General features: G+C 60.8%; 9 protein-coding genes and 1 other RNA gene. 2 read left to right on the top strand and 8 right to left on the bottom strand.

Annotation, left to right across the window (positions count from 1 at the left end):
• Positions 1–98: 98 nt before the first annotated feature.
• From QMX98_RS27115 to dnaX, 5 genes are all read right to left on the bottom strand, one after another.
• The gene (locus QMX98_RS27115) at positions 99–1,247 is read right to left on the bottom strand and encodes an acyl-CoA dehydrogenase family protein (protein ID WP_221106849.1); all 1,149 of its coding nucleotides are present in this window, start codon (positions 1,245–1,247) and stop codon (positions 99–101) included.
• Between the two features lie 121 nt (positions 1,248–1,368).
• Positions 1,369–1,971 (bottom strand): recombination mediator RecR, encoded by a 603-nt coding sequence (recR, locus tag QMX98_RS27110; RefSeq protein ID WP_010456436.1) that lies wholly within the window; start codon positions 1,969–1,971, stop codon positions 1,369–1,371.
• 65 nt (positions 1,972–2,036) lie between these two features.
• A complete protein-coding gene (locus QMX98_RS27105; protein ID WP_282411646.1) occupies positions 2,037–3,071 on the bottom strand; it encodes an NADP-dependent oxidoreductase in 1,035 nt (344 codons plus the stop codon).
• A gap of 255 nt (positions 3,072–3,326) precedes the next feature.
• Positions 3,327–3,665 (bottom strand): YbaB/EbfC family nucleoid-associated protein, encoded by a 339-nt coding sequence (locus QMX98_RS27100; protein WP_007933349.1) that lies wholly within the window; start codon positions 3,663–3,665, stop codon positions 3,327–3,329.
• A gap of 67 nt (positions 3,666–3,732) precedes the next feature.
• Complete coding sequence (dnaX, locus tag QMX98_RS27095) at positions 3,733–5,814, bottom strand: DNA polymerase III subunit gamma/tau (protein ID WP_077748209.1); 2,082 nt, start codon at positions 5,812–5,814, stop codon at positions 3,733–3,735.
• A gap of 144 nt (positions 5,815–5,958) precedes the next feature.
• On the opposite strand from dnaX, the gene QMX98_RS27090 reads away from it, so the two are divergent.
• Positions 5,959–6,708 carry a transporter substrate-binding domain-containing protein gene (locus QMX98_RS27090; protein ID WP_282411645.1) on the top strand — a complete coding sequence of 250 codons (750 nt, stop codon included), beginning with the start codon at positions 5,959–5,961 and terminating at the stop codon, positions 6,706–6,708.
• Between the two features lie 141 nt (positions 6,709–6,849).
• Here the strand turns inward: QMX98_RS27090 and QMX98_RS27085 are convergent, their stop codons facing one another.
• A complete protein-coding gene (locus tag QMX98_RS27085) occupies positions 6,850–8,550 on the bottom strand; it encodes a GGDEF and EAL domain-containing protein (RefSeq protein WP_282411644.1) in 1,701 nt (566 codons plus the stop codon).
• Between the two features lie 303 nt (positions 8,551–8,853).
• Between QMX98_RS27085 and QMX98_RS27080 the strand changes: the two genes are divergently transcribed.
• Positions 8,854–9,168 (top strand): helix-turn-helix transcriptional regulator, encoded by a 315-nt coding sequence (locus QMX98_RS27080; RefSeq protein WP_010456454.1) that lies wholly within the window; start codon positions 8,854–8,856, stop codon positions 9,166–9,168.
• A gap of 182 nt (positions 9,169–9,350) precedes the next feature.
• Here the strand turns inward: QMX98_RS27080 and ffs are convergent.
• An RNA gene (ffs, locus tag QMX98_RS27075) (signal recognition particle sRNA small type) lies at positions 9,351–9,447 on the bottom strand.
• A 184-nt stretch (positions 9,448–9,631) separates the two neighbouring features.
• On the bottom strand, positions 9,632–10,798 hold the full coding sequence (locus tag QMX98_RS27070; protein ID WP_145305920.1) for a putative zinc-binding metallopeptidase: 1,167 nt from the start codon (positions 10,796–10,798) through the stop codon (positions 9,632–9,634).
• Positions 10,799–10,950 lie beyond the last annotated feature (152 nt).

Genomic DNA, 10,950 nt, shown 5'->3' with positions numbered 1-10,950 from the left:
CTCCTACAAGATCAGAGTCGTGTCGGAAACTCGGCTTCGACCGAAAATCGTAGGAGCGAGGCTTGCCCGCGAAGGCGCAAGCCGACACACCGCAACATTCAAAGCCCCATCTGCTTGCTGATGATCTCGTTCATCACTTCCCGCGTCCCGCCGCCGATCGACAAAATCCGGTTATCCCGATACAGCCGCTCCACCAGGCTCTCGCGCATATACCCCAAACCGCCCAAAATCTGCACCGCATCCGTGGTAATCCGGTCTGCCGTGTCGGTCGCGAAGTTCTTGGCCATGGAAATCTCCTTGATCACGCTCTGCCCCGCCGCCATCTTCGCCGCCTGACGGTAAGTGAACTCGCGCGACACCTCCAACGCCGTGGCCATTTCCGCAAGGCGATGCTTGAGTACCTGGAACTTGCCGATGGGTTTGCCAAAGGCTTCGCGCTGACGCGCCCATTTCAGGCTTTCCTCCAGCGCCAGCTGCGCCGTCATGTTGGCCATCAGCGCCAAGGCCAGGCGTTCGCTCTGGAAGTTGCCCATGATGCAGGCGAAGCCCATGTTCTCGGCGCCAATCAGATTTCCCACAGGCACCCGGCAATCATCGAAGAACAATTCGGCCGTGTCCGACGCCCACCAGCCCATCTTCTTCAACTGCCGGCCGACGGTGAAACCGGGTGTACCTTTTTCGATCAGCAGCAGACTGATGCCAGCAAAACCCGGCTCACCGGTGCGCACCGCCACGGTGTAGAAATCCGCGCGCACACCACTGGTGATAAAGGTTTTGCTGCCGCTGACCCGGTAAAAGTCGCCGTCACGCACAGCGCGGGTTTGCAGGTTGGCCACATCGGAGCCGCCGCTGGGCTCGGTGACCGCCAGCGCGCTGATCTTCTCGCCGGCCAGCACTTGCGGCACCACACGATCACGAATTTCGGGGCGGGCCCACTTGAGAATCGGCGGCAGTCCGATGTCCAGCGAACCGAGGCCGGCCACCAGACCGCCGGAGCCACAACGCATCAACTCTTCGCTGGCGGCGACCTTGGCAAACAGATCGCCTTCGTGACTGCCGCCCAGGGAGTCGGGATAGCCGATCCCGAGGATGCCCGCCGCACCGGCCTTGAGATAGAGTTCGCGGGGAAAGCTCTCCGCTTCTTCCCACTGATCAATGTCGGGAAGGATCTCGCGCTCGACGAAACGTCTGACGCTGTCGCGGACCAATTGATGGCTGGGATCGAAGTATTCCTGAAAGGCAGGCATCGGCGAACTCCACTGAAGGTTCAGCGAAGTTAACCGAGCGCTTGCTTGGTTTTCAACAGGATTGTTGTGAATCTGATGGACCGAGGCGCTTGGCTTGCTGGCGATGGCGTCGGTTCATACGCTACAAAGCGATCGGCTTACGCCCGGCAAACGAATGCGCCAACGTCCCGCCATCCACCAGCTCCAGCTCACCCCCCAACGGCACGCCGTGGGCAATACGCGAAGCGACCAGGCCTTTGTTACTCAACAACTGCGCGATGTAATGCGCCGTCGCCTCACCTTCCACGGTCGGGTTGGTGGCCAGGATGACTTCAGTAAAGGAGCCCGCCTCTTCAATCCGCGCCAACAGCTGCGGAATGCCAATGGCCTCCGGCCCCAGGCCGTCGAGCGGCGAAAGATGGCCCTTGAGCACAAAGTAGCGACCCCGGAACCCGGTCTGCTCCACGGCGTAGACGTCCATCGGACCCTCCACCACGCAGAGCAAGGTGTCGTCACGGCGCGTATCGGCACATTGCGGGCAGAGATCGTCTTCGGTCAGCGTGCGGCATAACCGGCAATGGCCCACCCCTTCCATGGCCTGGCTCAGTGCCGACGCCAGCCGCGAACCCCCGCTGCGATCACGCTCAAGCAGTTGCAGCGCCATGCGCTGAGCGGTTTTCTGACCGACACCCGGCAAAATGCGCAGGGCGTCGATCAGTTGGCGAATCAAAGGGCTGAAGCTCATGGGGAAACGTCCGACAAAACAACGAGACGCGGTTTATACCCGCGCCTCTGATTAGCGTCAATTATTCAGTCCTGGGCAACCCGCACCACCAGTTTGCCGAAGTTGCGGCCTTCCAGCAGACCGATGAAGGCCTCCGGCGCGTTCTCAAGGCCATCAACCACGTCTTCGCGGAACTTGACCTTGCCATCGCGCACCCACGGTGCCATGGCACTGACGAACTCCGGCTGGCGATCACCGTAGTCGTCGAACACGATAAAGCCCTGAATGCGCACGCGCTTGGTCAGCAAGGTGCGTTGCAATTGCGGCAGGCGATCCGGGCCGGTCGGCGCTTCGTGGGCGTTGTAGGAAGCGATGAGGCCGCACAGTGGAATCCGCGCCTTGGCATTGAGCAACGGCACCACCGCGTCGAACACCTTGCCACCGACGTTCTCGTAGTAAATATCGATGCCCTCGGGGCACGCCTGGGCCAGTTCATCGGCGAAGTTCGGGCTCTTGTGGTCAACGCAAGCGTCGAACCCCAATTCCTCCACCACGTAGCGGCATTTTTCCGCACCGCCCGCCACGCCCACGACGCGCAGGCCTTTGATCTTCGCCACCTGGCCGACCACCGAACCCACCGCGCCCGAGGCAGCCGCGACCACCAGGGTTTCGCCGGCCTTGGGCTGACCGATGTCCATCAGGCCCATGTACGCAGTCATGCCCGGCATGCCCAGCACACCCAGGGCCATGGACGGGGACGGCAAACCGCTTGGCACCGGAATGATGTTGCGACCGTCGCTGATGCTGTGGCTCTGCCAACCGGTGGCGCCCACCACCAGATCGCCTTCATGGAATTTCGGATTCAGCGAGCGCTCGACGCGGCTGACAGCGCCTCCGGTCATGACCTCGCCGATTTCCACCGGTGCGGCGTAGGAAGGCGCGTCACTCATCCGGCCGCGCATGTAGGGGTCCAGCGAGAGGTATTGAGTCTTGAGCAGGACCTGGCCATCGGCAAGTTCCGGCAGTGCTTCCCGTTCCAGGCGGAAATTCTCCGGTGTCGGCGCGCCTACGGGGCGGGACGCCAGGACGATACGTTGGTTGAGGGTCAATGCGTCTGGCATGTGAGCGTCTCCTGTGATCGATGAATTTCGGCGGTATAGGGAGCAGACCGTTGTGGAGGTGTGGCGTTCGATGTTTCGTCCGTTGGACCGAGGTGACTTCTTCGCGGCACCTGCAAGGTCAGCGATGCTTCTGTAGGAGCGAGGCTTGCCCGCGAAGGCTGCCTCACAGGCACCGCGTTTCCAACGGGCAGAAACAAAAATGCCAGGCGCGATGCCTGGCATTTTTTTGTAGCTCATCCGACGCGCTTTGGCGAATCAGAACGGCAGTTTCATACCCGGTGGCAGTTGCATGCCAGCGGTCATGCTGCCCATTTTGTCCTGGCTGTTGGCTTCGATCTTGCGCACGGCGTCGTTGACGGCGGCGGCGAACACGGCTTCGAGCATCTCTTTGTCGTCTTCGCTCAGGCCTTCAACCAGGCTCGGGTCGATGGTCACGCGCTTGACGTCGTGACGACCGGTCATCACCACGGTGACCATATCGCCGCCGGCTTTACCGGTGACTTCAGCGTTGGCCAGTTCTTCCTGCATCTTGGCCATTTTTTCCTGCATCTGCTGTGCCTGCTTCATCAGGCCGGCCATGCCACCTTTCATCATGGGAATCACCTCAAAAGTACTTGGATTTAAACAGCGCCCGGCCCTTGGGGCCAAACGCCTTCAGTTATTAGCCCTGACTGACCAGGGCTTCGACAGGTTCAATAGTATCGTTGCGAACCACCGCACCGAACTGCTGCATCATTTGCTGGATGAACGGATCACCGTGAATCGACTCCTCGGCCTCGCGCTGACGGTTCGCACGACGACGGGAAGCGGCCTGGGCCGGGGTTTCCTGCTCCGGCTTGATCAGCTCCATGCTCAGGGTCAGCGTGCGCCCGTGAAACTGGTTCAACGCATCGTTGAGACGCCGTTGCTGGGTCGCGTTGAACAAGGCGCTGTGGGCCGGGTCCAGGTGCATCAGCCAGTGGTCACCATCGACGGCGATCAGCGTGCAGTTGGCGGCGATGCTGCCGGTCATGCCAGAGATCGGCAGTTTCGGGAACAGTTCCAGCCATTGCAGGGCCAGGCCGGTGGCGGGCATGGCGGCCGGCTCAGGCTCGGGCTCCGGTGCTGGCTCGGCAGCGTGTTCACTGGCCAGTTCATCGAGGTAGCTGTAGGCCGAATCCATGTCCGGCTCGATGTAGTCTTCGTCCAGCGGCGGCTCGTCATCCAGGTCCACGCCCGGGGTGGCGGCATCGACGTCGGCCACCGACGGTTCCGGGATCGGCGCTGCGGCCCACTCCGGCGCGTCCGGCACCACGCTGTCGGGCGTCGGCAACGGCATGGGCGGCAGATCAGGTTGTTCGCTGGCGGTTTCCAGGACCGGCTCGACGGCGGGTTGCTGGACGGGTTCCGGCTCGACCGGGTCATTCCACGGCAAGTCGACTGCCGCCTCGACCGCGACCGGCTCAACCACAGGCTCGGCCACCACAACGGGCGCTACCGGCTCAGGCGCTGGGGCAGGAATCGCCGCCGCGACGGGCTCAGGCGCTGGCGCAACGGGTGCAACTGCCGCAGCGACTACCGGTGCCACCACCGGCGCGGCAGCCACTGAATTTGCGGAATCAACTGTGGCCTGGCTGATCCCCACTGGCTTTAGCGGTTGCCTCGGGGCGTCCGCGGTGTCCGCCGGTCGGAACGCGAGCATTCGCAGCAGGACCATTTCGAAGCCACCACGAGGGTCCGGCGCCAGCGGCAAGTCGCGGCGGCCGATCAGACCCATCTGGTAATAGAACTGCACGTCTTCGGCCGGCAAGGCCTGGGCCAGTGCCAGCACCCGATCGCGGTCGCCATGACCGTTGTCGACGCCTTCAGGCAACGCCTGGGCGATGGCGACACGGTGCAGAACGTTGAGAATTTCCGAGAGCACGCCATTCCAGTCCGGGCCTTGTTCCGCCAGATGGCGGACACCTTCGAGCAAGGCCTTGGCGTCGCCTTCGATCAGCGCATGCAGAACGTCGTAGACCTGACCATGATCGAGCGTGCCCAGCATCGCCCGCACGTCGGCAGCCATGACCTTGCCTTCACCGAAGGCGATGGCCTGGTCGGTCAGACTCATGGCGTCACGCATCGAGCCGTCGGCGGCGCGGCCCAGCAGCCACAGTGCGTCGTCTTCGAACGGCACGTTCTCGACGCCCAGGACGTGGGTCAAATGCTCGACCACACGCTCCGGGGTCATGTTCTTGAGGGAGAACTGCAGGCACCGCGACAGAATGGTTGCAGGAAGTTTCTGCGGGTCGGTCGTCGCCAGGATGAACTTGACGTAGGGTGGCGGCTCTTCAAGGGTTTTCAACAGCGCATTGAAGGAATGGCTGGAGAGCATGTGCACTTCGTCGATCAGGTAGACCTTGAAGCGGCCACGGCTCGGCGCGTATTGCACGTTATCGAGCAACTCGCGGGTGTCCTCGACCTTGGTCCGGCTCGCGGCGTCGATCTCGATCAGGTCGACAAAACGGCCCTCATCGATTTCGCGGCACACCGAACACTCGCCGCACGGCGTCGAAGTGATACCTGTTTCACAGTTCAGGCATTTGGCGATGATCCGTGCGATCGTGGTCTTGCCGACCCCGCGCGTACCGGTGAACAGGTAGGCGTGGTGCAGCCGCTGGCTGTCCAAGGCATTGATCAGAGCCTTGAGCACATGGGTCTGGCCGACCATTTCGCGGAACGAGCGCGGACGCCATTTACGTGCAAGAACCTGATAACTCATCGAAAACCGTCGCAACGAAGGAACAGAAGCGGCTAATGCTAGCGGAGCAAGGCCAAAATTGCATCCGGTGCGCTCGTCTAATCTGGCTAAGATGCACTTTGGGGGGCTTTTATCGGCTCAGGTTTGCGACGTACCGGAGCGTTTATGCGTTTTGCCTTGGGGGCACTGCTGTGGATAAGTGTGAGCGTCGCCGCCGCCGAAGCGCCGCTGCGTTTTGTGGTGCCCGACAGTTGGGCGATGCCGATGGTGCAACTGGAACGCGGACAAGTGACCCAGGGCATCCTGTATGACGTGATGCTCAGCCTGGCGACCCAGGTCGGCTTGCCGGCCGAATTTCATGTGTTGCCCCGGGCGCGAGTGCAAAGCGCCATGGAACACGGCGAGGTCGATATCCGCTGCTATGCCGCGCAGTCCTGGCTGCCGAATCAGTCCGGCGACTACATCTGGAGCATTCCCCTCTGGTTTCAGCGCGACATGCTGATCAGCCGGCAGGATCCGCTGCCTTTGGTGGTGCCTGCGAACTTGTCGCGGCAAGCCATCGGTACCGTGCTCGGCTACTCCTACCCCACCTTGCAACCGCTGTTCGATGCCGACCGTTTGCGCCGCGAAGACGCGCGCAACCAGGAACAAGTGCTGGAAAAACTCCACGCCGGGCGCTATCGCTACGCCGTGAGCAATCAATGGACACTGGACTGGTTCAATCAGCGCCTGTTACCCGACAAGCAACTCAAAGGCGTGGCGGTGCTGGAGGAACAGAGCGTCGGCTGCTACGTGCGCAACGACCCCAAGGTGCCGGTGCAACGCATACTGCGCACGTTGCTGCGGATGAAAATGTCGGGGGAGATTGATGACATTATCCGGCTTTATATCGGTTCGGGGCCTGGCACACTTTAAGCAAATCTTCTGATCAACACGAACCCCGTGGAAGCGAGCCTGCTCGCGATTGCGGTTTGCCATTCAACACTGATGGCGACTGCCAGATTGCTATCGCGAGCAGGCTCGCTCCTAAAGGGGATAAGTGTCGATTACAGAACTTCAGCCAACCTGATCCAGCGCTTGCCATTGCGGCGGCGCGACGAACCCCGCGACCCAACCCGGCACGTCGGCGGGGGGCATTGGCCGGGCGATGAAATAGCCTTGAGCCACTTCACACCCCAGTCGCAACAGCAACTCACCGTGCTCGATACTTTGCAGTCCTTCAGCAATCACCTGCCGGCCAAACGCCCGGGCCAGACCGATCACCGCCGTGGCCAGCGCCAGATCATCGCGATCGTCCAGAATGTCACGCACAAACGACTTATCGATCTTGATGGTTTGGGTGCGCAATCGCTTGAGGTAGCTCAGCGACGAATAGCCAGTGCCGAAGTCGCCCAGTGAAAACTGCACCCCCAGCGCCTGACAGGCCTGCAAACAGTCGCTGACGTGCTGGATATTCTCGACCGCCACCGACTCGACGATTTCCAGGTCGAGCATCTGCGGCGCAATGTCGGCATGCCGGGCGAGGACGTGCCTGAGCCGGTCGACGAAATCCGCGCGCTGAAAATGCCGTGCCGCGATATTAATGCTGATCGGCCAGCCCTGCCCCGCCTGCTGCCAGTGGTGCAACTGCGTCAGCACCTGATCCATCACCCATTCACCGATGTCGACGATCAGGTCCGTCTCTTCCACAAACGGCAAAAACTCCCGGGCCGGCACCATGCCGTTTTGCGGGTGTTCCCAGCGCAATAGCGCCTCGAAGCCGACCACCACGCCAAGGCGCATGTTGACCTTGGGCTGGAAATGCAGACGCAACTCATCGGCGGCCAGCGCCTGGCGCACGCGTTCGACCGTCTGGTGAGTGGCCTTGACCTCCTGATCCCTGGACACGTCGAACAGATGGAATCGGTTGCGCCCGCGCTGCTTGGCCACGTACATGGCTTGATCGGCGTTACGCAGCAGGGTTTCAGCATCTTCATGGTCGAGTGGGAACAGCGTAACGCCGATGCTGGCGAACACATTGATGTCCTTGCCGTGCAAGGTATACGGCGCCGAAATCGCCCCCAGCACCCGGTTCAGCGCCGCGCGCAACTCCGGCAGATCCCGCACGTAACGCAACACCAGCACGAACTCGTCGCCGGCCAGCCGCGCCACGACATCTTCGCCACGCACGATGTGGCGCAAACGCTTGGCCACTTCAACCAATAATTGATCGCCACTGGCGTGACCGTAGCCGTCGTTGACCGCCTTGAACCCGTCAAGGTCGAGCATGCACACGGCGAGCGGGATGTTTTCCTTTCGGGAGAACTCCAGCGCCTGATCCAGCAGATCCGAGAGGAACGCGCGATTGGGCAGCCCGGTCAGCACGTCGTGCCCGACCCGCCATTGCAGGGAATGCAACAACTGGCGTTTTTCGCTGATGTCGAAACGAATCGACAGGTATCGGTCGACCCGTCCGGTGTCGTCATTGAGCATGGGCACCATGGTGCTTTCGACCCAGTACAGACTGCCATCCTTGGCGCGATTGCAGATTTCGCCCTTCCAGACGTTGCCCAGCGCGATGGTGCGCCACATACCGGCGAAGAAATCAGCGGTGTGCACGCCGGAGTTGAGGAGACGGTGGTTCTGCCCGAGCAACTCGTCGCGGCTATAACCGGACACAGCGCAGAACTGATCATTGACGTGGGTGATCCGGCCGCTCAGGTCCGTCTCGGAAAAAATGGCGGCGGCATCCACGGCCCTGCGGTATTTCTCATCCATGAATCAGGCTCGCTGTCGCTAGCGGTGGGACTGCGCAAACACGTGTTCACTCCATGACCCGCATTTGATGACCGCGCAGAACCGAAGATCGGCTAGTCTCAAAAACCTCGTGCAAGGCCGACAAAGGAGCGCAATGCTGGCGGTTTGGCGTCGCCCATTTTCTGGAAACAGATCACCAATCACCCCTTATTGGCGGCGATTCTACGAAACGCATCACATTTTGAAAAGCAAGGTGATGGATCATGCGGTTGTCTAATGCAAAAATCTATCGTTAAGTTCTTGATTCTAAATGGGAATTGAGCGATGCAAATTTCAAGTTTGGGTCCGGCCATCCGACGCTACCGCAAGGTCGCGGGGCTTACTCAGGCTGAACTCGGCGAAAAAACCGGTTTTGACCCCAAAACCATCAGCCGCTTTGAAACCGGAACCTATACCCCCAGCGTCGAAGCCTTGTTCTTGCTTGCCGACGTGCTGGACGTAAAGCTGAAAGCCTTTTTCGCCGATATGGGTGATGAAGATGAACAGCGGGCGTATCTGTTCGGTGTCATCCATAAAGCCACCCCGAAGGATCTGGGAAAGCTGATCGCAGCGGTTGACCAGGCCTTGTCCAAGCCTTAGTGGTGGAAATGAAAAAGGAGGCCGACGTGTCTGATACGACACATCGGCCTCCTTTTTTATATTCATTCTAAAAATCAGGAACGACAAAAAACCGCCTGGATCAAGGGCCATGGCAGCAACACACACTAAGTATTTTCAGACAGAAAACGCGAGAGAGGGCTCGCGGTGCGTTATGGAGGCAACCCCACCAGCCACACCCCGGCACACAATGTTCCCGCTGTGGCTGCTTCCTTCCGGATCTGACCAGGTTCACGGGTAATCGTTGCGGGGGGACCGATGGGGTCACCATAACGACGCTCACCTGACGGCGAGCCGCGCCATTGTACCTATCTGGGACGAAGTTACAACCGTTCGGGGGGATTAAAAAATATGTGCTGGTTCAAGGACATGCAAAGTCTGCAGAACACCGTAGTCATGTAGCAGCTGCCGAGCTTGCGAGGCTGCTGCAAGTGAATGCAGGCGGCTACAGGTCTTGCAACACCTCATCCGCCCTGCCGCCCTCCTGCTGGATCACCAGATGGATGAAGTGCAATTTGGCGATGACCGCTGGTGGCAGGACGAACGGATAGAAATCCGGCTGCCCCATGCTCCGCGACAGCTCGTTGAGCATGCCGGCCAGTTCGATCCATGCGTTGACGAACGACAGGAACGCCGCGCCGCCGGGATGCTGTGGATCGTAGAGCGTGTCGAGCGGGAATGGCTGGTAGTCGAAATCCATCTCGCGCGCGCTCATGCCAAACCCCAGCGCCGTGTCCACCGCGTCCATCATGTGCAGGTAATGCGCCCAGGTTTCCGCCCAGTCTTCCCATGGATGCATGGTGGCGTAGGCGCTGACACAGTGCTGCTGCCAGTCGAGCGGTGCGCCTTGCTGATAATGGCGTTCGAGGGCGTCGGCGTAGCTGAGACGCTCGTCGCCGAACAGGTTGCGGAACGGTTCCAGCCAATGACTGTTGGCGATCAGCCGGTCCCAGTAGTAATGCCCGACTTCATGACGAAAATGCCCGAGCAGCGTGCGATAAGGCTCGTGCATTTGCACCCGGACCTTTTCGCGGTGGGCGTCATCGGCTTCCTTGATATCGAGGGTGATCAGGCCATTGGCATGCCCCGTGGTCGGCGGTTTGCCTTCCAGGTCGACACCGATGAAATCGAAGGCGAGACCGGTCTGTTCGTCGACAGTTTTGGGAATCACCTGCAATCCCAGGCTGATCAACTGCGCGACCAGACGCCGCTTGGCGGTTTCGACCTGACGCCAGCGTTCGTGGTTTTCGGCAATTGAGAGGTCAGGGATGGTGCGATTCAGGCTACAGGCGATGCACAGCGCATCATGGTCATTGGCGGCCAGCAGCCAATTACACGCAGCCGGGGAATCGAGGTTGGCGCAGCGCCGGAACAGGCCGGCTTCGGGGTCGGCGTCAAGCAACCAGGTATCCGCCAGCACACCCGGTTGCAGCGAGGACAGGCGACTCTGCTCCGGCTGATAGCCCAAGGCTGCCGAACAGGCCAGGCACTGGCTGTTACGAAAGAAAAGCGACTGCCCGCAGCGGCACTGCCAGACCTTGCTGTTGCGCGAACTTCCACCCATGAAGGGCGCGGCGATGCGTGAGCTGAGCTGTTCGAAGAAGCGGTACATGGCGATCTCTCCCTGGGGCTTGCCAAGACTAGATCATTCCCCAGCGAGGATCGTTCCGTTTTCTGTGGCGAGGGAGCTTGCTCCCGCTCGGCTGCGAAGCGCTGCCCGAAGTCTTGGCGACTGCTGCGCAGTCGAACGGGAGCAAGCTCCCT

The organism is Pseudomonas sp. PS02303 (genome assembly GCF_029959925.1).
Classification (GTDB): domain Bacteria; phylum Pseudomonadota; class Gammaproteobacteria; order Pseudomonadales; family Pseudomonadaceae; genus Aquipseudomonas; species Aquipseudomonas mandelii.
This window is presented reverse-complemented; position numbering and strand designations above follow the sequence as displayed.